22 protein-coding genes and 1 other RNA gene are annotated in these 25,585 nt (G+C 76.4%); 13 read left to right on the top strand and 10 right to left on the bottom strand.

What is annotated here, in order from left to right; all coding sequences use genetic code 11:
- Positions 1-5 precede the first annotated feature (5 nt).
- Positions 6-680 (bottom strand): PadR family transcriptional regulator, encoded by a 675-nt coding sequence (locus ACFC1T_RS14410; protein ID WP_375888132.1) that lies wholly within the window; start codon positions 678-680, stop codon positions 6-8.
- Positions 681-850: 170 nt separating this feature from the next.
- Here ACFC1T_RS14410 and ACFC1T_RS14405 point away from each other — a divergent pair, with 170 nt between their 5' ends.
- Together ACFC1T_RS14405 and ACFC1T_RS14400 are read left to right on the top strand one after the other, a co-directional pair.
- Complete coding sequence (locus ACFC1T_RS14405) at positions 851-1,249, top strand: ACT domain-containing protein (protein ID WP_375887996.1); 399 nt, start codon at positions 851-853, stop codon at positions 1,247-1,249.
- 146 nt (positions 1,250-1,395) lie between these two features.
- Positions 1,396-1,653 carry a Prokaryotic metallothionein gene (locus ACFC1T_RS14400; RefSeq protein WP_375887995.1) on the top strand — a complete coding sequence of 86 codons (258 nt, stop codon included), beginning with the start codon at positions 1,396-1,398 and terminating at the stop codon, positions 1,651-1,653.
- A 118-nt stretch (positions 1,654-1,771) separates the two neighbouring features.
- Here the strand turns inward: ACFC1T_RS14400 and rnpB are convergent.
- From rnpB to ACFC1T_RS14375, 5 genes are all read right to left on the bottom strand, one after another.
- Positions 1,772-2,169: RNase P RNA component class A (rnpB, locus tag ACFC1T_RS14395), an RNA gene on the bottom strand.
- A gap of 13 nt (positions 2,170-2,182) precedes the next feature.
- A complete protein-coding gene (locus ACFC1T_RS14390; RefSeq protein WP_375888129.1) occupies positions 2,183-3,652 on the bottom strand; it encodes an MFS transporter in 1,470 nt (489 codons plus the stop codon).
- 97 nt (positions 3,653-3,749) lie between these two features.
- Positions 3,750-5,216: an RNB domain-containing ribonuclease gene (locus ACFC1T_RS14385; protein WP_375887992.1), complete on the bottom strand. Its 1,467-nt coding sequence runs from the start codon at positions 5,214-5,216 to the stop codon at positions 3,750-3,752.
- A 96-nt stretch (positions 5,217-5,312) separates the two neighbouring features.
- On the bottom strand, positions 5,313-5,687 hold the full coding sequence (locus ACFC1T_RS14380; RefSeq protein ID WP_375887989.1) for a type II toxin-antitoxin system death-on-curing family toxin: 375 nt from the start codon (positions 5,685-5,687) through the stop codon (positions 5,313-5,315).
- Positions 5,684-6,046 carry a hypothetical protein gene (locus ACFC1T_RS14375; protein WP_375887987.1) on the bottom strand — a complete coding sequence of 121 codons (363 nt, stop codon included), beginning with the start codon at positions 6,044-6,046 and terminating at the stop codon, positions 5,684-5,686. Before ACFC1T_RS14375 ends, ACFC1T_RS14380 begins: the two co-directional genes overlap by 4 nt.
- Positions 6,047-6,190: 144 nt before the next feature.
- On the opposite strand from ACFC1T_RS14375, the gene ACFC1T_RS14370 reads away from it, so the two are divergent.
- Both ACFC1T_RS14370 and yaaA read left to right on the top strand, forming a co-directional pair.
- A complete protein-coding gene (locus tag ACFC1T_RS14370; protein ID WP_375887984.1) occupies positions 6,191-6,655 on the top strand; it encodes a DUF3995 domain-containing protein in 465 nt (154 codons plus the stop codon).
- Positions 6,656-6,665: 10 nt separating this feature from the next.
- Positions 6,666-7,451, top strand: a complete 786-nt coding sequence (gene yaaA, locus ACFC1T_RS14365; RefSeq protein WP_375887981.1) for a peroxide stress protein YaaA — start codon at positions 6,666-6,668, stop codon at positions 7,449-7,451.
- Between the two features lie 19 nt (positions 7,452-7,470).
- On the opposite strand, the gene ACFC1T_RS14360 is transcribed toward yaaA, so the two are convergent.
- The 3 genes from ACFC1T_RS14360 to ACFC1T_RS14350 are packed head-to-tail and all read right to left on the bottom strand — an operon-like array spanning position 7,471 to position 10,227.
- Positions 7,471-8,619 (bottom strand): bifunctional RNase H/acid phosphatase, encoded by a 1,149-nt coding sequence (locus ACFC1T_RS14360; RefSeq protein ID WP_375887978.1) that lies wholly within the window; start codon positions 8,617-8,619, stop codon positions 7,471-7,473.
- 4 nt (positions 8,620-8,623) lie between these two features.
- Positions 8,624-9,367: a zinc ribbon domain-containing protein gene (locus ACFC1T_RS14355; RefSeq protein WP_375887975.1), complete on the bottom strand. Its 744-nt coding sequence runs from the start codon at positions 9,365-9,367 to the stop codon at positions 8,624-8,626.
- Between the two features lie 23 nt (positions 9,368-9,390).
- On the bottom strand, positions 9,391-10,227 hold the full coding sequence (locus tag ACFC1T_RS14350) for a Nif3-like dinuclear metal center hexameric protein (protein WP_375887973.1): 837 nt from the start codon (positions 10,225-10,227) through the stop codon (positions 9,391-9,393).
- A gap of 430 nt (positions 10,228-10,657) precedes the next feature.
- Between ACFC1T_RS14350 and lanL the strand changes: the two genes are divergently transcribed.
- The 6 genes from lanL to ACFC1T_RS14320 all read left to right on the top strand — a co-directional run bounded on the left by lanL (position 10,658) and on the right by ACFC1T_RS14320 (position 20,691).
- On the top strand, positions 10,658-13,663 hold the full coding sequence (gene lanL, locus ACFC1T_RS14345) for a class IV lanthionine synthetase LanL (protein ID WP_375887970.1): 3,006 nt from the start codon (positions 10,658-10,660) through the stop codon (positions 13,661-13,663).
- Positions 13,660-15,651, top strand: a complete 1,992-nt coding sequence (locus ACFC1T_RS14340) for an alpha/beta fold hydrolase (RefSeq protein ID WP_375887967.1) — start codon at positions 13,660-13,662, stop codon at positions 15,649-15,651. Before lanL ends, ACFC1T_RS14340 begins: the two co-directional genes overlap by 4 nt.
- A 146-nt stretch (positions 15,652-15,797) precedes the next feature.
- Entirely contained in the window at positions 15,798-15,941 is a 144-nt protein-coding gene (locus ACFC1T_RS14335; RefSeq protein WP_157882160.1) for a VenA family class IV lanthipeptide, read from the top strand.
- A gap of 128 nt (positions 15,942-16,069) precedes the next feature.
- Positions 16,070-17,722, top strand: a complete 1,653-nt coding sequence (locus tag ACFC1T_RS14330) for an ATP-binding cassette domain-containing protein (protein WP_375887964.1) — start codon at positions 16,070-16,072, stop codon at positions 17,720-17,722.
- A gap of 948 nt (positions 17,723-18,670) precedes the next feature.
- Positions 18,671-20,353, top strand: coding sequence for an ATP-binding cassette domain-containing protein (locus ACFC1T_RS14325; RefSeq protein WP_375887962.1), 1,683 nt, complete (start codon positions 18,671-18,673; stop codon positions 20,351-20,353).
- Positions 20,354-20,517: 164 nt separating this feature from the next.
- Positions 20,518-20,691, top strand: a complete 174-nt coding sequence (locus ACFC1T_RS14320) for a hypothetical protein (protein WP_375887959.1) — start codon at positions 20,518-20,520, stop codon at positions 20,689-20,691.
- 134 nt (positions 20,692-20,825) lie between these two features.
- Here the strand turns inward: ACFC1T_RS14320 and ACFC1T_RS14315 are convergent, their stop codons facing one another.
- Positions 20,826-21,911 carry a Zn-dependent alcohol dehydrogenase gene (locus ACFC1T_RS14315; protein WP_375887957.1) on the bottom strand — a complete coding sequence of 362 codons (1,086 nt, stop codon included), beginning with the start codon at positions 21,909-21,911 and terminating at the stop codon, positions 20,826-20,828.
- A 302-nt stretch (positions 21,912-22,213) separates the two neighbouring features.
- On the opposite strand from ACFC1T_RS14315, the gene ACFC1T_RS14310 reads away from it, so the two are divergent.
- The 3 genes from ACFC1T_RS14310 (at position 22,214) to ACFC1T_RS14300 (ending at position 25,382) form a co-directional block, all read left to right on the top strand.
- Positions 22,214-22,867 (top strand): class I SAM-dependent methyltransferase, encoded by a 654-nt coding sequence (locus tag ACFC1T_RS14310; RefSeq protein ID WP_375887954.1) that lies wholly within the window; start codon positions 22,214-22,216, stop codon positions 22,865-22,867.
- A 207-nt stretch (positions 22,868-23,074) separates the two neighbouring features.
- Positions 23,075-24,370, top strand: a complete 1,296-nt coding sequence (locus ACFC1T_RS14305; protein WP_375887951.1) for a hypothetical protein — start codon at positions 23,075-23,077, stop codon at positions 24,368-24,370.
- 7 nt (positions 24,371-24,377) lie between these two features.
- Positions 24,378-25,382, top strand: a complete 1,005-nt coding sequence (locus ACFC1T_RS14300) for an N-acetylmuramoyl-L-alanine amidase (RefSeq protein WP_375887948.1) — start codon at positions 24,378-24,380, stop codon at positions 25,380-25,382.
- The last annotated feature ends 203 nt before the right edge of the window (positions 25,383-25,585 follow it).

Here is a 25,585-nt window from a genome sequence, read left to right as displayed (position 1 = left end):
ACCGGTCAGTCATCCTCGGCGAGGACGAGGTACAGCTTCTTGCGGGCCTCGGTCAGCACCGCCAGGCCCTTGGCGCGCTGCGCCTCGGTGCCGGTGCGCATGACCTGCTGGACCGCCTGCTCGACCGCGACGAGCGCCTGGCCGACCTCCTGGACGGCCTCCCAGTCGACCTCCCGACCGGCCTCGGCCCACGGCTCGGCCGGGCCGGCCTCGGCCTCGGCGCGCCCCCGCTCGGTGAGCGAGACCAGCCGCTTGCCGCCGACCTCCTCCGCCGTGATCAGGCCCTCCTCCTCCAGCAGCTGGAGGTTCGGGTAGATCGAGCCGGGGCTGGGCCGCCAGGCCCCGTTGGTCCGCTCGGCGATCTCGGCGATCATCTCGTAGCCGTGCATCGGCCGCTCCTTGAGCAGCGCCAGCAGCGAAGCCCGGACGTCGCCGCGCCGGGCCCGGCCGCCGCGACGCCCGTGCGGGCCGCCGCGCCGGCCGCCGTGGCCGCCGAAGCCGTGCCCGAACGGGCCGCCCATCGGCCGGCCGGGGCCGCCGCCGCCGAACGGCGGGCCGAAGCCGCCGAAGGCCGCCCGCCCCTCGAAGCCGCCGGGGCCCTCTCCGGGCATCCCCCGGAACTCCGGACCCGGACCGCTACGGCGTCCGCCGCCGCGCGGGTCCTCCGCGCGAAATCGCATTCCTGAGCGCATGGCGCCCACCTCCTCGATGGTTCCTTCGGTTCCGTCGAAACAGTCGAGTCACTGTCTCGATAGTTCGACGATATATCGGCGACTGTCGCTCGTCAACGGATACCGACACGGTTGCGACAGACCCCGCGGGCCCGGGCGGAACGGATACGGTGACGGGCATGGCCGGTGAACGAGACCTTGCGACCCTGCTGCGCGGGATGCGCCCGCAGCTCAACCCGGGGCGGTACGTCTACTGCACCCTCCCCGCGAAGGTGCCCGCCGGCATGCGGCCGGTGGTGACCGTCGCCGAACCCGAAGGGGTGACGGTGGTGGTCACCCAGGAGGAGGCCGACGCGCTCGGGCTGCGCTACGAGTACGTCGCCGCCTGGATCACCCTGCAGATCCACTCCGCACTGGAGGCCGTCGGACTCACCGCGGCCGTCGCCGGGCGCCTCGCCGAGCAGGGCATCAGCTGCAACGTGGTGGCCGGCTTCCACCACGACCACCTGTTCGTCGCCGCCGACGACGCCGACCGCGCCGTCCGGGCACTGGAACAGCTCTCCGCCGACTCCGGCTGACCGCTCCCACCGGCCCGCCCCACCGGCCCGCCCCACCGGCCCGTCCCGCCGGACGGGCCCACCAGGTGGCCGCCGCCGGGCACGCCTTCGAGACTGGAGGGAGCCGCCCCGCCAGGGCCGGCCCCCACCGGAAGGAGACGGCCGCCATGGCCATCTGCGTCACCTGCGGCAACGACTACTGGCTCGCCTTCGAGATCAGGACGGTCACCGGCGACACCTACACCTTCGACAGCTTCGAGTGCGCGATGGAGAAGCTCGCCCCCCGCTGCGAACACTGCAACGTGCGCATCGTGGGCCACGGCGTCGAGGTGGCCGGCATGTTCTTCTGCTGCGCCAACTGCGCCCGCGTCAACGGCGGCCTCGGCGAACAGATCCGCGACGCCGTCGGCACCCACCCGGCCTGAACCCGGCCCCGCGACGCGCGAAGGTCCCGCGGCAACGCGAAAGGGACGACGCGAAAAGGACGACGCGAAAGGCCCTCCGACCCGTTGCGGGTCGGAGGGCCTTCGGCTGTTCGAGGGGCGGAAGAGTCGGCCTGTACGCCGGGTTCTGTCACCCGGGTTGCTCGCGCGGCCCGGGGAGACGGCCATCCATCTAGGGCTGCCGTTGCCGACAGCCTCGTGCGGTCTACCCGCGAGCTCGGGCGAGCAGCCCTCGAACACTCGCGCACGGTGCCCGAGGGCACCGATCTTGACCTTGCTCCAGGTGGGGTTTACCTAGCCGGCCGGGTCACCCCGGTCGCTGGTGGTCTCTTACACCACCGTTTCACCCTTACCCACGCGCCGAAGCGGTGGGCGGTCTGTTTTCTGTGGCACTGTCCCGCGGGTCACCCCGGGTGGGCGTTACCCACCACCCTGCTCTGTGGAGCCCGGACGTTCCTCGGCGGGTCAGGGACCCGTCGCGACCGCCCGGCCGGCTCTTCCGCCGTAGTGGTCATGGTAGCCGCTCGGGCGGAGCCTCCCGAACACCGGGCCGGGCCGCCGGCGGCTCGCCGCCGAGGCGGGCGGCCACCCCCGCGGCGGTCCGGTCGGCCCAGGCGCCGGTGGTGACCAGGCCGAGGACGAGGACGGCGCCGCCGAGGCCGACCAGGATCCACCAGCCGGCGTGGCTGGCCGGGGCGAAGCCGGTGGCCATCGGGCCCACCACGGCCGAGGTGACGACCGTGCCGATCACCGCGACGCCCAACGACTGGCCGACCTGGCGGCTGGTCGAGGCGACGGCGGCGGCCACGCCCGCCTGGGAGCGCGGCATGCCGGAGACCGCCGCGTTGGTGATCGGCGCGTTGACCAGGCCGAAGCCGAAGCCGAACAGCGCGTACGCGGCCAGCAGCAGCGCGGCCGGGGAGTCGGCACCGAGCCGGGTGAGCAGCAGGCCGCTCGCCGCCAGGCCCAGCCCGGCCACCACCAGCGGCAGGCGCGGGCCCCGGCTGCCGACGATCCGCCCGGACAGCGGCGCGCAGACCAGCATCATCCCGGCCATCGGCAGCGTCCACAGGCCCGCCTCGACCGGACTGTAGTGCCGGACGTCCTGGAGGTAGAGGGTGTTGAGGAAGAGGAAGCCGCCCAGTGCCGAGAACGCGCAGACCGCGGTGACGGTGGCCCCGGTGAACGGCGCGCTGGCGAAGAAGCGCGGGTCCACCAGCGGCTCGGCGACCCGCCGCTCCCAGAGCGGGAAGGCGATCAGCGCGGCGACCGCGGCCGCGGCGAGGGCCAGGATCACCGGGGAGGTCCAGCCGTTGCCCGGGCCCTCGATGATCGCGGCGGTGCCGCAGCCGAGCAGGACGATCATCAGCAGCTGCCCGACCGGGTCGAGCCGGCGGGGCCGCGGCGCGCGCGACTCGGGGACGTAACGGTAGGTCAGCAGGATGGCGACCAGGGCCACCGGGACGTTGATCAGGAAGATCGACGGCCAGCCGGCACCGTCCACCAGGAAGCCGCCGAGCAGCGGGCCGAGCGCCATCGAGATGCCGACCACGCCGCCCCAGACGCCGATCGCCCGGGCCCGTTCCCTCGGGTCGGTGAAGGTGTTGGTGATGATCGACATCGCCACCGGGTTGAGCATCGAGCCGCCCACCGCCTGCAGGGCCCGGAAGGCCACCAGCCACTCCAGGCTCGGCGCCAGGCTGCACAGCAGGGACCCCAGGGCGAAGCAGGCCAGCCCGATCCGGAACACCCGCCGGCGGCCGAAGCGGTCGGCCACCGAGCCGAACAGCATCAGCAGCGAGGCCAGCACCAGGGTGTAGGCGTCGATGATCCACTGCAGGCCGGAGGCCGGGGCGTCCAGGTCCTTCTGGATCACCGGCAGCGCGATGTTCACCACGGTGTTGTCCAGGCCGACGATGAACAGGCTCAGGCAGCAGATCGCGAGGACCAGCAGCCGGCGGCGGCGGCCGGTGTCCGGCACGGCGGGTGACGGGGCAGCGGGTCCGGCGGCGGGTGCGACGGGAGGCTGGGCATCGGGCACGGACCGATCCTCCCACCCCGGGCCGGGTGAGGGGGGCTCAGACCGCGGCGAAGCGGACCGTACGGGTGGCCGGATCGGCCCGGGCGAGGCGGACGTCGATCACCCGGCCGAGCGGGAGCGGCGGCCCGCCCCCGGTGCCGTCGGCGGCGTCGCAGCGGGCCCGGACGGCGGGCTCGCGCAGCTGGACGACGCCCGAGCCGGGGCGCTTGCCGTCCACCTCGATCACCACCGCCGAGAACTCCTCGCCCTCCCGCCCCACCAGCAGCTCGGCCTCCACCAGGTCCACGCAGGCCCGTTCCACCTCGGCCGCCCGCCGGTCCCCGCTCGCCATCAGCGCCGGTACGGCCGGCAGCGCCTCGCGCGCCCAGTCCGGCACGTCCTCGCCCGCCGCGACCGCCGCGCACACCTCCTGGGCGAAGCGGTCGCCGAGCCGGCGCAGCGGCGCGGTGCAGTGCGCGTACGGGGCGGCCAGCGCGGCGTGCCCGGGCTCGGCGGGGGCGGGCAGGCCGCGGGACTCGTCGAAGGCGTGGTAGCCGGCGCCGCGCAGCAGCCCGGTGCAGGCGTTCAGGAAGGCGGCGTCCAGCGGCGCGTCCGGGTCCAGCGAGCGGATCAGCTCCGGGTACGGGAGGGCCTGCGGCCAGTCGACGTCCAGGGCGGCCGCGATCCGGCGCAGCCGCTCGTACGCGGCGGCGGGCGCGGCGGGCAGGGTGCGCAGCAGGCCGACGCCCGCGTCCAGCATCAGTTCGGCCGCGGCCATGCCGGTGAGCAGCGAGATCTGGGCGTTCCAGCCGTCGGCCGGGCTCAGCGCGCGGTAGCCGAGGACGTAGCCGTGCAGGGTCTCCTCGACCTCCTGCTCGGGCACCGGCAGGCTGATCCCGCCCCGGGCCCGCTCCTGCTCCTCGCGCAGCCGGCCGACGGTGGCGAGCAGGGCGAGCTGTTCGTCGGCGCCGCCGAGGTCCACGGCGCGCTGGACGGCGGCGTAGTCCAGTCGGCGGTGCGACCGGACCAGGGCGCGGCGCAGGTCCGCCAGCACGACGGCGCCGTCGGCGTCCAGGTCCAGCTGCCAGAGCAGGGCGGGGCGGGCTTCGCCGGGCAGCAGGCTGGCGGCGTCCTCGGAGATCCGGGCGGGGTGCAGCGGGACGCGGTGGTCCGGGAAGTAGAGGGTCTCGACCCGGCGGCGGGCCTCGGTGTCGACGGCTCCGCCGGGACGGACGAAGGCGGCGACGTCGGCGATCGCGTAGTGCACCCGGTAGCCGCCGCCCGGGCGGTGGGTGAGGTGCATGGCCTGGTCGAGGTCGCGGGAGCCGGGCGGGTCGACGGTGAACAGCGGCAGGTCGGTGGCGTCGTACTCCGGCAGCCGGGGGCGCCCGGCGGCCTCCTCCGCCTCCGCGAGCACGGCCTCGGGCCACTCGGTGTGGATCTCCAGGCGGGTGCGGAGCTCGGTGAGCTCGGTGTTGATCCGGGCGGAGTCGACGGCCTTGACGCGCAGTTTTCGGCGAGGCATGCAGGCCAGCGTAGGGCGGACCGGGAGGTTCCGGGCGCAGGCCCCCGGCGCGTCCGCCGGCGGCCCGCGCCCGTCGGGGACCGCGCCCGTCGGGGCTCAACGGCCCAGGAGGGACCTGAGGTCCTTGGCGGCCAGGGCGATCGCGTCGTCGTAGCCGCCGGTGGCGAGCCGCAGCACGAAGGCCACGGCGTCGTCCGGGTGCGGGTCGGTGTAGGGCTCCGCGTTGTAGTCCAGGAACAGCAGCATCGCCTCGAAGGCGGTGCGCTTGTTCCGGTCGACCAGCGGGTGGTTGCGGGCCAGGCTCTGCCCGAGGGCGGCCGCCTTGGTCCACAGGTCGGGGTAGGCGTCGTCGCCGAACAGGGTGGCCTGCGGGCGGGCGATCGCCGACAGCAGGCCGCCGAGGTCGCGGACGTTCTGCGGGCCCCCGGCGAGGTAGGTGACGTCGTCGAGGTCCAGGTACTCCGTGGTCACAGGTCCTTCAACCTCTCCAGCGTCTCGGCGTTCCCGGCGCGGATCCGGGCCACCATCGCGGCCCGGCGCGCGGCCCTGTCCTGCGGGGCCGGGTCGGCCGGCGCCGGCGGGAGCGGGTCCGCGAGCGCCTCCGGGAGCTCGGACTGGCGGACCTCGAAGGCCAGTTCGGCCGTGTCCGCCTCCGTGGCCGACCCCGTCACGCGCACCCGGCCGGCCAGCACGGCCTCGGCCGCCGCCCGCACCGCGAACTCCAGCGCCTGCCTGGTCTCCGCGGGCAGGCCGGCGGGCAGGCGCACGGGCAGGGACTCCTCCTCGGCGTCGCCGTCGCCGGGCACCAGGTCCAGGGGTCGCATGGTCATCTCGTTCACTCTCCTTCGCCGGTCACCGTAGTGGGCAACGCCGGGCCGGCCCACCGAATTGCCGTCCGGGCGGGCCGGGGGCCGGAGGGGTGTAAGGGCTCGTACGGTGGGGTCGGGCGTTGCTTCACGGAGGGGGTGCGGGCGATGGACGCGGTCAAGGCGGCCGGGGGCGTGGTGTCGGCGGGGCTGGCGGTGACGGGGGCGCTGCACGCGGTGTGGGCGGTGACGCCCTGGCCGCTGCGGACGCCGGAGGAGTTCGTGGACACCGTGGTGGGCGCGGGCGAGGGGCCGCCGCCGCCGTCGGCCTGTCTGGTGGTGGCGGGGCTGCTGGGGACGGCCTCCTACCTGGTGGCGGCGGAGGCCGGGCTGCTGCCGGCCGCGGGCCCGCGGGGGTTGCGGCGGGCCGGGTTGCAACGGGCCGGGGTGCGGACGGCGGCCGGGGTGCTGCTGGCCCGCGGGCTCACCGGGCCGGTGGTGTTCGGGCGGCTGAGCGAGCGCTCGGCGCGGTTCCGGCGGCTGAACCTGCGCTACTACTCGCCCCTGTGCGTGGCGTTGGGAGCCGGAGCGGCCGCAGTAGGGTGGCGGGGTTCGTCCGCCACAGATTGTTGAGGAGTCCGCTGTGCTGGTGCTGTTGCCGCCCTCGGAGGGCAAGGCCGCGTCCGGGGACGGCGCGCCGCTCGCGCTCGACGGGCTGTCGCTGCCGGGGCTGACGGCGGCGCGCGGCGCAGTGCTGGAGGCGCTGGTGGGCCTCTGCCGGGGCGACGAGGACGCCGCCGCCGAGGTGCTCGGCCTCACCCCCGGGCTGCGCGGCGAGATCGCCAAGAACGCCGGGCTGCCCACCGCCGGGGCCCGCCCGGCGGCCGAGGTGTACACCGGGGTGCTGTTCGACAACCTGGGGCTGGCCACCCTGGACGCCGCCGCGTACGACCGCGCCGAGCGGGCGCTGCTGGTGTTCTCCGGCCTCTGGGGCGCGGTGCGGATCTCCGACCGGATCCCGTCCTACCGCTGCTCGATGGGCGTGAAACTCCCTGAGCTGGGGGCGCTCGGCGCGTACTGGCGGGGCGTGACGGCCGACGTGCTCCCGGAGGTCGCGGACGGGCTGGTGCTGGACCTGCGCAGCTCCGCGTACGCGGCGGCCTGGAAGCCGGCCGGCGAGGTGGCCTCCCGTACGGCGACCGTCCGGGTGCTCCAGGAGCGGAACGGCAAGCGCAGCGTGGTCAGCCACTTCAACAAGGCGACCAAGGGGCGGCTGGTGCGGGACCTGTTGGTCGCCGGGGCCGAGCCGAAGACCCCGGCCGAGCTGATGGACGCGCTGCTGGCGCTGGGCCACCGGGTCGAGCTGGCGGCGGAGGGCACGGCGCGCAAGCCGTGGCAGCTGGACGTGGTGGTCACCGAGGTGCACTGACCCCCCCGGGTGGGGAGGGTCAGCGCAGGTGGGAACTGTCGTTCAGGAGCCGCAGCGAGGCGTTGCCGTCCGCGTAGTACTGGACGGCGCAGATCGAGGCGGCGGACAGCTCCATCCGGTACATCGAGTCCGGCGGGGCGCCGAGCGCCAGCCGGACCAGGGTCTTGATCGGGCTGACGTGCGAGACCACCAGCACCGTCTTCCCCGCGTACCGGGCGAGGATCTTGTCCCGGGCGACGCCGGCCCGGTGGGTGAGGGTGGTGAAGCTCTCGGCGCTGCCGGTCGGCTTGGCCTTCGCGGAGCCCAGCCAGGCCGAGAGGTCGTCCGGGTACCGCTCCTGCACCTCGGCGAAGGTCAGGCCCTCCCAGTCGCCGAAGTCGACCTCGCGCAGGCCCTCCTCGTACCGGACCTCCAGGCCGAGCCGGGCGGCGACGATCTCGGCGGTCTGCCGGGTGCGGCACATCGGGGAGGCGACGACCGCCTGGACGCTGCCGCGCGCGGCCAGGGCCTCGGCGGCCCGCTCGGCCTGCCAGCGGCCCTTGTCGGACAGCTCCGGGTCGGTGCCGCCACTGCCGGAGAAGCGCTTCTCCGGGGTGAGCGGGGTCTCGCCGTGGCGCAGCAGGACGAAGGTGGTCGGGGTGCCGAGGTCGGCCGGGGCGGCCCAGCCGGCCTTGGGGGCGGGGGGCTTCGGCAGCGGCTCCTCGGCCGTGGCGGCGGCCCCGGCTTCGGCCAGGGGCCTGGGCTCCCACTGGCGCCCGTCGCGGCCGGCGTCCATCGCCTCGTTGGCGAGCTTGTCGGCGTCCTTGTTCTTCTCGCGCGGGATCCAGGTGTAGCCGACCCGGCCGCGCGGGAAGACCGCGCGCGCCTCGGCGGCGAGCGGCTGCATGTCGGGGTGCTTGATCTTCCAGCGCCCGGACATCTGCTCGACGACCAGCTTGGAGTCCATCCGGACGTCCACGGAGGCGTCCGGGTCGAGCGCGCGGGCCGCCTTGAGCCCGGCGATCAGGCCCCGGTACTCGGCCACGTTGTTGGTGGCGTGACCGATGAACTCGGCGGCCTCGGCGACGAGCTGCCCGGTGTCGGCGTCCCGGACCACCGCGCCGTAGCCGGCCGGCCCCGGGTTGCCCCGGGACCCGCCGTCCGCTTCGACGATGAAGCGCGCCGCCACCGGATCAGGCGCCCGAGTCAGCGGTGCGGACCAGGATCCGCCCGCAGTTCTCGCAGCGGACCACCTTGTCGGCGGGCTCGGCCTTGATGGCGTTCAGCTCGGTGATCGAGAACTCGGTGCGGCAGCCCTCGCAGCGGCGCTGGTAGAGCCGGGCCGCGCCGACGCCGCCCTGGGTCTCGCGCAGCTTGGCGTACACCTTCAGCAGGTCGGCCGGGATGACGGCGGCGACGGTCTCGCGGTCGCGCTTGACCTTGTCGGCCTCGCCGTCGATCTCGGCGAACGCGGCGTCGCGGCGGCCCTCGGCCTCGGCGAGGACGACGGTGGAGTGCTCCAGGCGGGCGGTCAGCTCGTCGACCCGGGTCTTGGCGCTCTCCTGGCGCTCCATGATCTCCAGCACGACCTCTTCCAGGTCGCCCTGGCGCTTGGCCAGCGAGCCGATCTCGTGCTGGAGGTTCTCCAGGTCCTTCGGCGAGGTGATCGCGCCGGAGTCCAGCCGCTGCTGGTTGCGGGCGGAGCGGGCGCGGACCTGCTCGACGTCCTGCTCGGCCTTGGTCAGCTCACGGGCGGTGTCGCCCTTCTGGGCCTCGGCGGCGACGACGAGGTCCTTGAGCGCGGTGTGGTCGGCGGTGGCCTTGTCGATCTCGGCGTGCTCGGGCAGGCCCCGGCGCCGGTGGGCCAGCTGGTCGAGCTTCGAGTCGAAGGCCTGGAGGTCGAGCAGGCGGATCTGGTCGGCGGGCGCGGCGTTCAAGGGGAAAGCTCCTGTGGATCGGGTCAGGCGGTGAAGGACATGGGGGCGTGCGCGGTCCACGGGTCGGTGACCCGGTGGGAGACCTTGGTCTCCACGGCCCAGCCGTGCTGGTCGGCGACGGCCCGCAGGGCGCGCTCGGCCAGGCCGAGCCAGGGCCACTCGGTGGCCCAGTGGGCGGCGTCGACCAGCGCGACCGGCGCGGCCTCGGTGGCCTCGGAGGCCGGGTGGTGGCGCAGGTCGGCGGTCACGTAGGCGTCCACGCCGGCCGCCCGTACGTCGGAGAGGAAGCCGTCGCCCGAACCGCCGCACACCGCGACCCGGCCGATCAGCCGGTCCGGGTCACCGGAGACGCGCACACCGGCGGCGGTCGCGGGCAGACCGGCGGCGACCTGCGCGGCGAAGGCCGACAGGGTCAGCGGGGGCTCCAGCAGGCCGATCCGGCCGGTGCCGCGACGGCCCAGCGGGTCGGTCGGGTCCGGCACCAGCGGGCCGGTGACCCGCAGGCCGACGGCCTCGGCCAGCGCGCCCGAGACGCCGGGGTCGGCGTGGTCGGCGTTGGTGTGGGCGACGTGCAGGGCGATGCCGTTGGTGATCAGGGTGTGCACCACCCGGCCCTTGAAGGTGGTCGCGGCGACGCTGGTGGTGCCGCGCAGGTACAGGGGGTGGTGGGTGACCACCAGGTCGGCGCCCCACTCCACGGCCTCGTCGACGACCGCCTGGACGGGGTCGACGGCGAACAGCACGCGGCTGACCTCGGCCTGAGGATCACCGCAGACCAGGCCGACGGCGTCCCAGGACTCCGCCCACTGCGGGGGGTAGACCTCTTCGAGCGCGGTGATGACGTCGGACAGTTTCGGCACCTGTCGAGACTACCGTGCGCGCGGGGCCGGTCGGGCCTCGGCCGATCGGGGGACGGCGGCGGAACGGCGGCAGGGCGGCGCCGGGGCTACGGCGGGGCGGCGGCGGGGCGGCGCCGGGCGTGCTTCGGACGCGGGTGCCGCAGGCGTACGGATGCGCGTCAACCTGCAGCTGGGGCGCGTGTTCGGGCCCCGCGCGCGCCGTACGCGCCCGCACGCCGTGCGCCCGTTACTCACAGCAGTGTTCTCGTACGAATTCGAAACCGCCCACTGATCACCCTTACGAGTGAAGTGACCGGCTCTGCGTTGAGGCTTCGGATTTCTCGAAACTAACTTCATTCCTGCGAACGGGAGTTGCCCCGGTCACCTCGGCCGGGAGCCCCTGGAGGGGGGCGCGAGGAGCCGAGCAGAGGACGAAGGGGAGTGGTGACGCATGGGGTGGCCGGAGGCGACGCGGGCGGCCCTGGCCGGCACCGGGGGCCGGGGAGGCGACGGCGACTGGGGCGTCACCGTCGGGGGCTTCTGGTGCGCGGCCCGGCCGTCCGCGTCCGCGCCGTTACCGGCGCAGGGGTGGAAGCTCCACGTCAGCGCCGCCTCGGTGGTCGGTGGGGAGGTGCTCACGGCCGTGGTCCGGGTGCTCGCCGCGGACCCGTGCAGTTTCAAGTTCGCCGCCGCCGAGGAGCGGCTGCGCGAGCTCAACTCCCGTAACAACGACCGTGGTTCGGCGGGCAAGTTCATCACCGTCTACCCGGCGGACGACGCCCAGTTCCAGCGGCTGGCAGCCGAACTGGACCGGGTGACGGCCGGGCTGCCCGGACCGGTGGTGCTCTCCGACCGGCCGTACCGGCCCGGCAGCCGGGTGCACTACCGCTACGGCGCGTTCGCGGCCCGGGCCGAGCTCGGCAACGACGGGGAGTACCGCTCGGTGCTGCGCGGGCCCGGCGGGGAACGGGCCGAGGACGTGCGCGGCGGGTCGTACCGGGCGCCGGGGTGGGTCCGGGACCCGTTCCGCGGTGCCGACGACCCCCGCCGGCGTGGGGACGCAGGCGGGGGCGGGCGCGGCGACCGGCCCGGGGGCAGGCGCGGCGGCGGGGTGCTGCTGGCCGGGCGCTACGCGGTGACCGCCGCCGTACGGCACGGCGCCAAGGGCGGGGTGTTCCTCGGGCGCGAGGCCGCGAGCGGCGCGGAGGTCGTGGTCAAGCAGGCCCGCGCGCACATCGAGGTCGACCGCGCCGGGACCGACGCCCGCGACGCGCTGCGGCACGAGGCCGCGCTGCTCGCCCGGCTGGACGGGCAGGGGCTGGTACCGCGCGCCGTCGAACTGATCGAGCAGGACGACTCCGTCTTCCTGGTGCAGGAACGAATCGCCGGGCAGCCGCTCGGCGCCTGGGTCGCCACCCGGCTGCGGCGCGACGGCAGCCCGGACGTCGACTGGACCGAGGCCGGACCGGTGGCGCACGGACTGCTCGACCTGGTCGGGCGGGTGCACGGCCAGGGCCTGGTGCTGCGCGACCTCTCCCCCGGCAACGTGATGGTCCGGCCGGACGGCAGCCTGCGGCTGATCGACCTCGAACTCGCCGCCGAGACCGGCCACCGGGCCGGCACGGCCGGCACCCCCGGCTACCGCGCCCCCGAACAGGGGCGGCTCGCCCTCGCCGGCACCGGCACCGCCGACCCGGCCGCCGACCGCTACGCCCTCGGCGGGCTGTTCTTCCTGCTGGCCACCGGGCACGACCCGCTGCTGCCCGAGGACCTGCCGCGGGCCCGTCCGGTCGCCGAACGGCTCGGCCGCTGGCTCGACCTGGCGGCCCGCTCGGGTGCCACCGCGCGGCGGCTGGCGCCGGTGGTGCTGGGGCTGCGGGCCGAGCAGCCGGAGCTGCGGTGGAGCCTGGCGCGGGCCCGGGAGGCGCTGGGAGGGAAGGCTCTGGGCGGCAAGGCGCTGGGCGGGCGGGGCGGCGGCGGAGTGCCGGGCGTGGACCCTCGCGTGGACCCCGGCGCCGTTTCGGCTCCTGCCGTGCCCGGTGCGGCTGCGAGGCCGGCCGTGTCCGCTCTGGTCGCCCCGCTGTGGCAGGCCGCCCCTCGGCCGGGCACGGACGCCGATGCCCCGCCCCTCGACCGGCTGCTGCACGACGGCCTGCGGCACCTCGCCGCCGGCGCGACACCGGAACGGTCCGACCGGCTGTGGCCCGCGGTGCCCGCCGGGGAACGGACGGACCCGTGCAACGTCCAGCACGGCGCCGCGGGCGTGCTCGCCGTACTGGCGCGGGCGGCCGCAGCACCCGGCCTGCCGGCCGAGGTCCGGGCGGCGGCCGCGGATACGGCCCGGACCGCCGCGGACTGGATCGAGCGGCGGGTCGCCGCCGAGCCGGTGGTACTGCCCGGGCTGCACTTCGGACGGTCGGGGACGGCCTGGGCACTGCTCGACGCCGCCCGGGTGCTGGGCGACCAGGAGGCGGCCGAGCGGGCCGCCGCGCTCGCCCGGCGGATCGCCGTCGAGTGGCCCAACCCGGACGTCTGCCACGGCGCGGCGGGCGCGGGCTTCGCCCAACTCCGCTTCGCCGGGGAGGACTTCCGCGCGGACCACGGCTTCGCCGAGCGCGCCGACCGCTGCGCCCGCGCCCTGCTCGCCGCCGCGCGACGGGAACCGTACGGGACGGTCTGGCCGGTGCCGGCCGACTTCGACTCGGCGCTCGCCGGGATCACCCACCTCGGTTTCGCGCACGGCGTGGCGGGCGTCGGCGCCTTCCTGCTCGCTGCCGCCGGGGCGACCGGCGACCGCGCCCTGCGGGACGCCTGCACGACGGCCGCCCTCGACGCCGGGCGGACGCTCGGCGCCACCGTGCGGTGGAGCGAGGGCGACGGCGACCGAAACGGCGCGGCCGATCGCCGCACCGACCGGGCCTGCGCCTGGTGGCCGCAGAGCGCCGCCGACCCCGAGCACATCCGGCTCCCGCACTGGTGCAGCGGCTCCTCCGGCGCGGGCAGCTTCCTGCTGCGGCTGTGGCGGGCCACCGGCGACACCGAGGCGCTGCGCCTCGCCCGGGCCGCCGGCCGGGCCGTCCTGGCCGGCCGCTGGCACGGCGGAGTGAGCGCCTGCCACGGCCTGGCCGGTGACGGCGAGTACCTGCTGGACCTCGCCGAGGCCACGGCCGAGCCCGAATTCCGTTCCGGGGCACGCCGGTTGGCACGACTGATCGCGGCCCGGAGCGCACTGCGCGACGGCCTGCTGGTCCTGCCCGACGAGACGGGCACGGGCTGCGCCGCCGCCTACGGCACCGGCACGGCAGGGCCGTTGGCCTTCCTGCTCCGGCTCCGGCACGGCGGCCCCCGGCTCTGGCTGGACCCACTCTCCCCCAGCCACCCGCTCGCTCCCCCTTGCCCGCCGACCCCCGCCCGCAACCAACTGCCGTGCGACAGCGACGGGGTGAGCGAGACGTGAACACGGCCACCCGCGCCACCACCCGGGCCCTGCGCCGGCTGAGCTTCTCCTTCGCCACCGACGGCAGCCACGCGGCCTGCCTGGCCGCGGCCGCCGACAGCGGCTGGTACGTGGAGAGTTGGCGGCTCCCACCGGACGGCTCCCCCGCCGTACCCGCCGCGCTGCCGCTGTCCGGCAACCGGTCGGAGCAGCTGCGCTCGCAGCTCGTCGCCCTGCCCGACGGCTCGGTGCTGGTCTGCCGGCACGACGGCGAGCGGCACGACCTGGTCCGCCTCTCGTACGGCGGGAACGGCACCGTGGAACAGCAGTTGGCCTCGCTCCGGATGCCCGGACTGCGCCTGCTGCCGCTCCCGGTGGCCCCCGGCGCCGACCCGCGCACCCCGGTGGCGATCGCCCTGGGCACCGACACCCGCCCGGCGACCACCGCCTGGCTGATCCGGGCGGACGGCAGCGAGCCCGTGCAGGTCGCCGAGATCCCCGGCCTGCACGGCGGCGGCGCCTGGCTGGACCACGCGGGCGCGCTGCTCGCCCTGGACCGGGTGGCCGGCGGGCTGGTCCGCAGCGTGGTGCTGGACCTGCGCAGCGGCACCACCACCCCGCTGCTGGAGATCGGCGAGCACAGCAACGACCGGCTGGTGCTGTTCGACCCCGACAGCCGCTTCGCGATGGTGCGCAGCGACGCGCCCGGCACCGACCGGCTCGGCTGGGGCGTGCTGGGCGGCGGGGAACCACTGCGGTTCCCGGAATGCCTGCACGTCTCGGGCATGTTCCTGCGCCCGGTGGCACTGCGGCAGGCGGCGGACGGCCCGCGGGTCGCGGTGCAGATCGACCACGGCGCCGGCTCGGCGCTCGCCCTGTGGCGGCCCGCCGTCGGGCGGCTGGACCCGCTGCCGGTGTCACCCGGGCGGCTCGGCGCGGTCGGGCACTGGGACGGCGCCGGGCTGCGGATCCCGTACTCCTCGCCCGACCACCCGGCGGCGCTGGCCACCCTGGACGTGGACGCCCTGCTGGCGCACGGCCCGGCCCCCGCCGAGACCGCCCCGATGCCGCTGCCGCTGCAACTCGCGCCCCTGGGCTCGGGCCTGCCCGGCCCGTGGCGGGACACCGTCCTGCCCTGGCAGCCCGGTGCACCGCGCGTCACCCGCACCCCGCCGGCCGGCTGGCGCCTGGACGGCAGCACCCAGCCCGGCGACGGCAGCCGCTGGCAGCCCGCGCAGAGCCTCGAACTCGCGGGCCCGGCGGGCCCGTTGGAGGCGGTGGTGTACGGCGGCGACGCCTGGCTGAGCAGCCCGCACCTGGTGCTGGCGCTGCACGGCGGCCCCGCCGACGCCTGGCGGCTGGAGTTCGACCCGGCGCTGCAACGGATGGCCGCCGAGGGCCTGGCCGTGGTCGCGCCCAACCAGCGCGGCTCCACCGGCTACGGGGTGCCGCACGCGCTGGCCATCCGGGGCGCCTGGGGCGGCCCCGACCTGGACGACGTGCTCTACCTGCTGGAGGGCATCGCCGGCCAGCGGGCGGCACTCGGCCTGGAACCGCCCGCCCTGTTCGGGGTCAGCTACGGCGCCTTCCTGGCGCTGCTGGCGGCCGCGCACGCGCCGACCGAGCAGGTCGCCCGCTGCGCGGTGGTCGCACCGTTCCTGTCCGGCGCCCGGCTGATGGCCGAAGCGGCGCCCCCCGTACGGGCGTTGACCACCCGGCTGGGCGGCGGCGACCCGATCCTGGACGCCCGCGGACCGCGCGACGTACTCCAGCTCGCGCACCGGCTGAGCGCGCCGCTGCTGGTCGTGCACGGCAACCGGGACGAGGTGGTACCGGTCGGCCAATCCCGTTCGCTGCGGCACGAGTTGCTGCGGATCGGCCGGGTCGAGGGCGCGGACTTCCGGTACGTGGAGGCGGCCGGCTCCGGCCACGAGGTGCTCGCCGAGGAGGGCGCCGCCGTGCTGCACGAACTGCTGGCCGCGTTCCTGCGGACCGGCCGACCGGGCTGATCCCGCCCGGCCACCCACAGACTCCCGGGCCCGCCGAGGCCCGGGGCACCACCCCGGTGCGGCGGATGGAGGCCGCGCCGGGGGTCAACACCCGACGCCCGCAGACAGATCGCGGCGGGCGACACCCTCAAGGGGAGGACCCGATCATGGAGAACATGGTGGACTTCGAGACCGACCTCGCGGCGCTGCAGGACCTGCCGGAGACCGAGTCCGTCGAGCTGACCGGCCACGGCAGCGGCTGCCAGTACACCTGTCTCATCCTGACCTGTCTGATCTTCACCAACAGCTGATCAGGAACGGCCCACGGGTGCCGCCCTCGCCTGTCCGGACAGGCGAGGGCGGCACCCGCCTTCCCGCACCCTCCTTCCCACACCCGCCTTCCCATGCTCGCGTCCAACTCACCGACAGGAGGCCGGACTTGCCACGACGACCCACCGGATGGACACTCGCCCTCGGCATCGCCCTGCCGGTCGAGGCCGCCACCACCCTCGCACTGCCCGCCGTCCTCGCCGCAGCCGTCGACGCCGCCCTCGCCCACCGGACCGGGACCGCCCTCGCCCCACCCGCCCTCCTGCTGCTGACGGCCGCCGCCGCCAACGCCACCGCGGCGGCCGCCGGACCGGCCTGCTCGGCCGAGGCCACCGCCGCCCTGCGCGGGCGCCTGCTCCGCCACCTCCTCGCCCTCGGGCCCGGCGGCCGCCTGCACGGCGGGCCGCCACCCGGCGACCTCGCCGCCCGGCTCCTCGGCTCGGCCGCCGACGCGGGCGGCCGGCTCCCCGCCGTACTCGGCGCGGCCACCGCGCTGCTCACCTCGATCGGCGCGATCCTCGGACTCGCCGCGCTCTCGCCGTGGCTGGCACTCGCCTTCTTCGCGGGCGTGGTGCCCGGCGTGCTGCTCATCCGGCTCTTCCTGCACCGGGCCGGGCCGGTGTTCGCCCGCTACCAGGAGGTGCAGGCCGAACTCGCGGCCCGGCTCAGCGGCGCCCTCACCGGGCTGCGCAGCATCCACGCGGCGCGCGCCGAACACCGCGAAGCCGCCCGGGTCCTGGCCCCGCTCCCGGACCTGTCCGCGGCCGGACACGCGCTCTGGGCCGCCCAGCGGCGCACCGCCTGGCAGGCCACCCTGCTGATCGCCCTGGTCGAGATCACCGTGCTCGCCACCGCCGGGGCGCTGCTCGCCGACGGCGCCCTCGCCCCCGGCGCGCTCGCCGCGGCGGCGGGCTGGGCGGCGCTCGGCGCGGGGCTCTTCGAACAGGTGGAGTCGCTGGTCGGGGTCGCCCACGCGCGCGCCGGGCAGGCCCGGGTCGACGAACTGCTGGCGCTCGCACCGGCCCCGGCCGGCCCGGCGGCCCTCCCGGCGGGCGGGTCCGGCGAGGTCACCCTGCGGGGCGTGGTGGTGCGCGACGGCGAACGGGTCCTGCTCGGCCCGCTCGACCTCACCGTCCCCGGCGGCCGCACCGTCGCCCTGGTCGGGCACTCCGGTGCCGGGAAGTCACTGCTCGCCGCACTGCCGGGGCGACTGCGCGACCCCGACGAGGGCACTGTACTGATCGACGGCGTCCCGGTGGACACCCTGTCCCCCACCGCCCTGCGGGACGCCGTCGGCTACGCCTTCGCCCGGCCCGACCTGGTCGGCCGCACCGTCCGCGACGCCCTCGCCGGAGCGGGCCCGGCCGAAGCCGCGGCCGCGTGCGCGGACGGCTTCCTGGCCCGGCTCCCCCACGGCTGGGACACCCCGCTCGACGACCTCCAGCTCTCCGGCGGCGAACTCCAACGCCTCGGCCTCGCCCGGCTGCTGGCCCGCCCCACCCGCGTCGTCGTCCTCGACGACGCCACCTCCGGCCTGGACCTCGCCACCGAGTACCAGGTCACCGAGGCCCTCGACCGCGCCACCCACGGACGCACCCGGCTGGTCGTCGCCCACCGCGCGACCGTCGCCGCCCGCGCCGACCTCGTCGCCTGGCTCGACGGGGGCCGCCTCCGCGCCCTCGCCCCCCACACCCACCTCCTCGCCCACCCCGACTACCGCGCCACCCTCTCGGCCACCACCCTCCAGGCAGCCACGACGTGACGCACCGGAAGTCGACCTGACCGACTTCCGGTGCGGGGGGACCGGCCACCCTCTGCCCTGCCGAGCTCTCGACGCTTCCTCTCAGCCGCACCGGAAGTCGAGCTCATCGACTTCCGGTGCGGGGAGATCAGCCGGCACCCCCGCCCTACCGCCCCACCGCGCCCTCCGCGCCTGCACCAGAAGTCGACCGGGTCGACTTCTGGTGCACGCCGCTCAGCCACCACGCCCTGACCGCACGGGAAGTCGGCCCGATCGACTTCCCGTCCTCTCCGAAAGCCGACTGGATCGACGTCCATGGGATTGCCCACCTCGCACCGCACAAGCGCCGACGCCAACCCCGACACCGGAAGTCGGCAGGGCCGACTTCCGGTGCAACCGCCGCCCCGAGCAGGCCACCGACGGGCGCCGGGCGCATCGACCTGGCGGTCCGCCCGCCCCGGAGGAGAGGCGGACGCGCCCAAGCGCCGGCATCGGCCACGGTGGCGGCTGCTGGCACGGCCCTTGCGGGCGGCGCGGGGCGGGGCACGGGTGTCGGTGGCCGAGGAGCTGCGGCCGGGGGCCTCGGCGGCGCCGCTCGCGCGGCCGGGGGCGAGCGCGCCGATACCTGAGGTGGGCACGGTGGCTGCCGGGAGTTCGAAGCCTGCGGTGGGGGCGCCGGCATCTGGGGGTCGGCGGCGGGCGGCGCGGCCGGGGGTGTCGGGAAGGGAACTGCTGGCACACCCGATGCGGGCCTCGCGAGCCGCACTGACGCGGCTGGCCGCGCGGGGCGGGGCACGGGTGCGGGTGGCCGAGGAACTGTGGCCTGGGGCAAGCGCGCCGATACCCGCGGTGGGCACAGTGGCGGGCCGGGGGCGGGGGCGAGGCCGTCGGCGCACCCCGGAATGGAGGCAGCGGCACCGCGGGGTCGGGATGGCCGTAGGGGCGATGCGGGGCACGCGAGGAGCTCTGGTGGGGTTGCTCGTCTGGTCGGGGGTGGAGGCGGTGCCGCCGCTGGTGTCCGGCTTGTTGGTGTCGGCCGCCGTCGATCAGGGGTTCCTGGCCGGGCGGCCGGGGGTCGGGGTGGCCTGGTTGGGCGGGTTCGGGGCGGCGATGGCGGTGCGGGCGTACGCGGCTCGGGCCGGGTTCCCGTACCTCGCGGGGGTGGTGGAACCGCTGCGGGACGCGCTGGTGGAGCGGGTGGTCCGCGGCGCCCTGGCGCGGCCGCGGGCGGATCCGGCCGCCGTCGCGCGGTTGACCGAACAGGTGGAGTCCGTACGGCAGTTGACCGCGACGCTGCTCCGCACACTGCGCGGGGTGGGGGTCACGCTGGTCGCCGCCCTGGTCGGGCTGGCGCTGCTGGCGCCGGCCGTGCTGCCGCTGGTACTGGTGCCGCTACTGGCGGCCGGGCTGCTGTTCGTTCGGCTGCTGCGGCCGTTGGCGGCCGGGCGGCGGGCGGCGGTCCTGGCCGAGGAACGGCTCGCCGCCGAGGCCGGGCGGGCGTTGCGCGGGCTGCGCGACGTGCACGCGACGGGGGCGGGCGACGCGGTCGCCCGGGCGCTGACCGGGGTGGCGCAGGAGAGCGCGGCCGCCTCCCGGGCGCTGGGCCGGGCGTCGGCCCTGCGCGCGCTCGTGGTGGCGCTCGGCGGGCGGCTGCCGGTCCTGGCCGTCCTGGCGGCGGCGCCCTGGCTGCTGGCGCACGACGCGCTGACGGCGGGCGGGCTGCTCGGCGTCGCCACCTACCTCCTCCAGCAACTGGAGCCGGCCGTACGGACGTTGGCGGGAACGGTCGGGGGCTGGCTGCTCAACCTCGGCGTGGTGCTGGACCGCCTGGCGGAATCGACCACCGAGTCCGGGCCCAACCCCACGCCAACCCCCGTCCCCACTCCCGCCCCCACCCTCCTCCCCACCCCCGGCGTGCCGCTCGGCGCGGTCCGGCTGGTCGGGGTGCGGTACGCCCACGGACCGGGCGCTCCGGCCGTGCTGGACGGGGTGGACGCGGAGTTCCGCCCCGGGGAGCACGTGGCGGTGGTCGGGCCGAGCGGGGTGGGGAAGTCGACCCTGGCGGGGCTGCTGGCGGGCCTGGTGGCGCCGACGGCGGGGGCGGTGGTGGTCGGTGGCGGCCCGCGCGGGGTGGCGCTGCTGCCGCAGGAGGCGTACGTGTTCCCGGGGTCGGTGCGGGAGAACCTGACCTGGCTCGCCCCGGGCGCGTCCGGGCGGGAGGTCGCGGAGGCCGTCGGGCGACTGGGGGCGGACGGGCTGGTGGCGCGGCTGGGCGGGTTGGCCGGCGCGCTGCGCGATCCGGGTGAACTGTCCTCCGGTGAGCGCCAGTTGCTGGCTCTGGTGCGGACGTACCTGGCGGACGCGCCGGTGGTGGTGCTGGACGAGGCGACCTGCCATCTGGAGGCGGCCGCGGAGGAGCGGGTGGAGCGGGCGTTCGCCGCGCGGCCGGGGACGCTGGTGGTGGTCGCGCACCGGATCAGTTCGGCGCTGCGGGCGGACCGGGTGCTGCTGCTGGACGGCGGTCGCGGACTGCTGGCCCGGCACGGCGACCTCCAGGTGCTGTCGCCGTTCTACCGCGAGCTCGTCGGCCACTGGCTGGGTTCTTCCAGGGTGGCCCCCGGGGCCGCGGGCGGGGCGGGACTCGCCCCATGAGGTCGATAGGATCTCGTCCGTCCCGGCCGTTATGGTGGCCGGGGCACGGGCCGCGATCACCGGCTGTGGGCGCGTTCCGAGCGCCCGATCGGGGACCCGACCGTGTGCCGCAGGCATCGGACGGGCGCCGATGACCTGCACCCTCGCACGGAAGACGATTTCTCATGTCCGACACCCTCACCGACACCACGGGCCCTGCGGTCAACGGGACCGACGCCGACGAGAAGACGGCCGAGGACACCGCGTCGCACGGCCGCCACCGCGGCGGCTCGGCCGACGACGACACCCCCGGGACGGACCCGCACGGCCGCCACCGCGCCGCCGGCGCCCGGGGCTGATCCGCCGAACACACCGACACACCCCGCGAGGGCCCGCCGAGGAGACTTCCCGGCGGGCCCTCGCACGTCACCCCGACCCCGCGCCCCACTCCCACCCCCACCGCACTGTGGGGCGGGGCGGGGCGCGCGGGGCGTCAGGAGTCCAGCGAGATCACCGTCCGCAGCGCCTCGCCGCTGCGCATCTGCTCGATCGCCCGGTTCACCTCGGCCAGCCCGACCCGGTGGGTGATCATCCCGTCGAGGTCGATCCGCCCGGCCCGCCAGAGGTCCACGACCAGGGCGATCGTGCGGGCGACCGGCGCCCCGCCGTACAGCGAGGGCAGCAGCCGCTTCTCGTTGAAGAACAGTTCCCCCATGGTGAACTGGGCGAGGTCGTCCTGCGCGCCCGCGCCGATGACGACGACGGCGCCGCCGCGCCGGGCGGCGTCGTAGCCGGCCCGGACGGTGGCCGCGCGGCCGACGGCCTCGAAGACATGGTCGAAGCCGCCGCCGGGCAACCCCTTGGCGAACGCCTTGAGTTCCTCGGGCGCGATGGCCTCGGTGGCGCCGAAGGCGAGGGCCCGTTCGCGGCGCGAGGCGACCGGGTCGACCACGGTGATCCGGGCGGCGCCGCAGACCCGGGCGCCCTGGACGGTGGCCACGCCGACACCGCCCGCGCCGATCACCGCGACCGAGGAACCGGGCTCCACCCGGGCGGTGTTGACGGCGGCGCCGATGCCGGTGGTCACGCCGCAGCCGATCAGGGCGGCGGCCTCGTACGGCAGGTCGGCGGGCACCTTGATCACCGCGTCGGCGGCGACCACCACCTCCTCGGCGAAGGCGCCGGTGCCGTAGAAGCCGGAGGCCTCGGTGCCGTCGTCGGCGAGCCGGAAGCCGGGGGCGCCGAGCCGCCGCAGGCTGGCGATGCAGAGGTGGCCGCGGCCGCGCTCGCAGTGGGCGCAGCGTCCGCAGGGGGCCATCCAGCAGAGCACCACGCGGTCGCCGGGGGCGACGCCGGTGACGCCCTCGCCGACCTCGACGACGTCCCCGGCGCCCTCGTGCCCGGGGACGAAGGGCGCGGGCTGCGGCAGGATCCCGCTCATCGCGGAGAGGTCCGAGTGGCACAGGCTGGCGGCGCGCATCCGGACCCGTACGGTGCCCGGTCCGAAGCCGAGCGCCGTGACGTCCTCGCGGACGTCGAGGGTGTCCTGGCCGGTCTTGTGCAGGACGGCTGCGCGCATGGGCTGCTCCCGGTGTGCCTCGGGTCATCGGGTCAAGGGTCGGGGCGATTCTGGCACGGCCGCCGGGCACGGACTAGAACGCGTTCCAGAACGGCGCGGGTGCGGCGGCCCGGCGGAGTGATCACAGTACGAACAAGCCCTCTGCGCAGCGACGATCCGGCCCGCCATCATGATCGCCGTGCTCACGGCCTCGGCCGACGGCACGCCGCCGACCGGACCGGCCGACCTCCCGGCGGCCGCCCCGCTACCGTCGAGTAGGGTCCGAGCACGTCCGTCCGCCGCCCGAACCCGAGGAGCACCGCATGTCCGACCTGCTGGAGGGCGCCCGCCCGGCGCCGGAGGTGCTGGCGGCGTTCGAGACGGCCACCGGGTTCATGCCGGTGGACGAGGGCCTCGCGCTCTACGAGGCGGCGGTGGCGGTGGCCCGGCGCACCGGGCTGCCGGTGCTGGAGATCGGCACCTACTGCGGCCGCTCGGCGGTCCTGCTGGCCGCCGCGGCCCGGGAGGCCGGGACGGTCGCGCTGACCGTGGACCACCACCGCGGCTCGGAGGAGCAGCAGCCGGGCTGGGAGTACCACGACCCGACCCTGGTGGACCCGGAGGTCGGCCGGATGGACACCCTGCCCCGGTTCCGCCGCACCCTGCACGCGGCGGGGCTGGAGGAGCACGTGGTCGCGCTGGTCGGCCGCTCGCCGCAGATCGCCGCGCTGTGGGGGCGCCCGCTCGCCCTGGTCTTCATCGACGGCGGGCACACCGACGAGCACGCCACCGGCGACTACGAGGGCTGGGCGCCGCACCTGGCGCCGGAGGGCCTGCTGGTGGTGCACGACGTGTTCCCGGACCCCGCGGACGGCGGCCAGGCCCCGTACCGGGTCTACCTGCGGGCGCTGGCCGAGGGCTTCGAGGAGGTCTCGGTGACCGGTTCGCTGCGCGTCCTGCGCCGGGCCGCCGCCTAGCCCTGTCCGCCCGAGGCTCCCGCACACCGGCCCCCGCCCCGACCGCACCGCGAGATACCCCCCGCAGCCACGCCCCGATGCTCTAACGTCGTGCCTGGGCTGTCGGGCGGGGGTTCGAACGGTACGGTGTCCGCGCAGCACCAGGCAGCTGCGGCACGGGCGGCAGCACCAGGCAGAGCATCGGCGGACGGTGGGGGCCAGCGGCACATGACGGACCAGCACAACACCGCTCCGGCGGTCTGGGACCCGACCGCGCGCGGCGGCGCGGGCGGCTGGGTCCGCAATCCGCAGCGCCCGGACGCCGGGGCCGATCCTGCCGCACCGACCGGCTCCCCCGCCCCGGGCGCGGCCGAGGACCAGGACCCGCCGCTGGGCGGCCGCCCGTACCTGTCCACCGCCCCGGGCTTCGGCCCGGCGCCGGACATGTCGGGCCCGGCCACCCCGCCGCCCCCGCCCCCGGGCCCCGGCGCGCCCACCGCCGCCCTCCCCCGGATCGCCCCGGCGCCGGGCGCCCCGCCCGCGGCGGCGCCGTTCCCCTCGCACGCGACCCCGCAGGACCGCGGCACCCAGGGCGGGCCGCTCCCCGGCCCCGGGTACGTCTACCCGCCGCCGCCTCCGGCCGGCAACCCGTACCAGCAGGCCGCGGACCAGCAGGGCGGGTACGGGTACCCGCCGCCGCCCTACCCGCAGACCCCGCAGAACCCGCAGGCCCCGTACAGCGCCCCGCCGTACCCGGCCCGGCCGGACCACCCGGCCGCCCTCCCGCCCGACCACGAGGACGACGGGGACCGCCCGGGCAACCGCCGGGCCCCGCTGCTGATCGGCTTCGCGGTCCTGCTGGTGCTGGCCGTCGGCGGCGGCCTGCTGTACGCGGCCCAGGGCGGTGACAAGGGCGGCCAGGCCGCGCCCACCCCGCCGGCCGGCGCCGCGACCGGTGCCGGCAACCCGCCGCCCGCCCCGGCGCCCACCGGCACGGACGCCGCGCCCGGCGCCACGGCCACGCCCTCCGACACGCCGGCCCCGTCCGCGACCACGGCCGGCCCGAACGCCAAGGCCCAGGCGCAGGCGCTGGACGGACTGCTCACCGAGGGCGGCAACGCCAGGACGCAGATCGGCAACGCCGTCGCCAAGGTCAGCAGCTGCCCGTCGAAGGCCGACATCGAGAGCGCGGCGCAGGTCTTCGACAGCGGGGCCGGCCAGCGCCAGGGGCTGCTGGGCAAGCTCGCCAAGCTGAGCGTCACGGACGTCCCGGGCGGCGCGGACGCGGTGAACTCGTTGAAGTCCGCCTGGCAGCTGTCCGCCGACATCGACAAGGCGTACGCGGCCTGGGCCCGCGCCGTGGCCAAGCAGGGCTGCTCCGGCAACGCGCCGAGCACGCCGGACAAGAAGCACGCGGACGAGCTCAACCCGCAGGCGACCCAGGCGAAGAACGACTTCCTGACCAAGTGGAAGCCGATCGCGGACGCCTACGGCCTCACCCCGCCCACCTCGGACAGGATCTGAACAGCCCGTGACCGGCCCGACCTCCCCCGCCCCCCGCCGTTCCGCCCTGCTGCGCACCGCCACCGCGGTGGCGGTGGTCGTTCCGCTCTGCACGGCGGGCTGGTTCGGCTGGCAGGCCCTGGACGGCTCCGGCCCGGCGGCCGCCACGGCCGCCGCGCAACCCGCCTCGTCGCCGACCGGCGCCACCCCGACCGGCACCACCCCGACCGACCCGTCCCCGGAGCCGGCGACGGGCACGGCGACAGGCACGACGACGAGCCCCGTCCCGGACCCGACGACGGGCGCGCCCACCGGTACGCCGACGCCCGCCGCCACCCCGCAGGCCCCGGCCGGCGGCGGCGACCTGGCCGGCCGCACCGTGGTGCTCGACCCCGGCCACAACCCCGGCAACTTCTCCCACCCCACCGAGATCAACCGTCAGGTGGACGTCGGCAACGGCCACAAGGAGTGCGACACCACCGGCACCGAGACCAACGCGGGCTACACCGAGGCCGACTACACCCTGGACGTCACCCGCCGGGCCCGCGCCCTGCTCACCGCCCGGGGCGCCAAGGTCGTCATGGTGCAGGACGGCGACCGCCCGTGGGGCCCGTGCGTCGACGAGCGGGCCAGGGCGGGCGCCGACGCCCACGCGGACGTCGCGCTGTCGGTGCACGGCGACGGCGCGCCGGCGAGCGGCAGCGGCTTCCACGTGATCCTGCCCGCCAAGGTGGTCGCCGGTACGGCGGACAACTCCGCGATCGTCGAACCCTCGCGCCGGCTGGGCCTGCTGCTGCGCGACCGCTTCCACGCCGCGACCGGCGAGCCGTACGCCGACTACATCGCCAAGGACGGCCTGGACACCCGCTCCGACCTGGGCGGCCTCAACCTCTCCGCGGTTCCCAAGGTGTTCATCGAGTGCGGTAACATGCGCAACTCCGCGGACGCCCGACGGATGACGGACCCTCAGTGGCGGCAGCAGGCCGCCCAGGGGATCGCCGACGCGCTGGGCGCCTTCCTGACCACCCACTGACCGGACCGGGCAAGGGAGTTGGGGCGAAGCGGGCCGACCGGCGGACACCCGCCGAGTCGGCACGGTTTGCAACGACTTCGACCCGTTCCCGGTCCCGCCGTGCACCGGTGGGACGGTTGGGCCTAGGCTTCTGGTCCGTTCGGGAGTTTCGGCCGGTCGGACCGACCGCACGAAGCACCGTCCACGACACGTCAACGAGGGGA

The organism is Kitasatospora sp. NPDC056076, assembly GCF_042266305.1.
In the GTDB taxonomy this organism is placed as follows: domain Bacteria; phylum Actinomycetota; class Actinomycetes; order Streptomycetales; family Streptomycetaceae; genus Kitasatospora.
Note: the sequence above shows the minus strand (reverse complement) of the source record. Positions and strands in the feature narration are given on the sequence as shown.

Excerpts from the sequence above, each read along its gene's own strand:
- ACFC1T_RS14405 (WP_375887996.1), top strand. The coding sequence starts at position 851 with ATGGCCGGTGAACGAGACCTTGCGACCCTGCTGCGCGGGATGCGCCCG.
- ACFC1T_RS14315 (WP_375887957.1), bottom strand. The coding sequence starts at position 21,911 with ATGCGCGCAGCCGTCCTGCACAAGACCGGCCAGGACACCCTCGACGTC.
- ACFC1T_RS14410 (WP_375888132.1), bottom strand. The coding sequence starts at position 680 with ATGCGATTTCGCGCGGAGGACCCGCGCGGCGGCGGACGCCGTAGCGGT.
- ACFC1T_RS14375 (WP_375887987.1), bottom strand. The coding sequence starts at position 6,046 with ATGACCATGCGACCCCTGGACCTGGTGCCCGGCGACGGCGACGCCGAG.
- lanL (WP_375887970.1), top strand. The coding sequence starts at position 10,658 with ATGGGGTGGCCGGAGGCGACGCGGGCGGCCCTGGCCGGCACCGGGGGC.
- ACFC1T_RS14320 (WP_375887959.1), top strand. The coding sequence starts at position 20,518 with ATGTCCGACACCCTCACCGACACCACGGGCCCTGCGGTCAACGGGACC.
- ACFC1T_RS14385 (WP_375887992.1), bottom strand. The coding sequence starts at position 5,216 with ATGCCTCGCCGAAAACTGCGCGTCAAGGCCGTCGACTCCGCCCGGATC.
- ACFC1T_RS14370 (WP_375887984.1), top strand. The coding sequence starts at position 6,191 with ATGGACGCGGTCAAGGCGGCCGGGGGCGTGGTGTCGGCGGGGCTGGCG.
- ACFC1T_RS14310 (WP_375887954.1), top strand. The coding sequence starts at position 22,214 with ATGTCCGACCTGCTGGAGGGCGCCCGCCCGGCGCCGGAGGTGCTGGCG.
- ACFC1T_RS14400 (WP_375887995.1), top strand. The coding sequence starts at position 1,396 with ATGGCCATCTGCGTCACCTGCGGCAACGACTACTGGCTCGCCTTCGAG.
- ACFC1T_RS14305 (WP_375887951.1), top strand. The coding sequence starts at position 23,075 with ATGACGGACCAGCACAACACCGCTCCGGCGGTCTGGGACCCGACCGCG.
- ACFC1T_RS14335 (WP_157882160.1), top strand. The coding sequence starts at position 15,798 with ATGGAGAACATGGTGGACTTCGAGACCGACCTCGCGGCGCTGCAGGAC.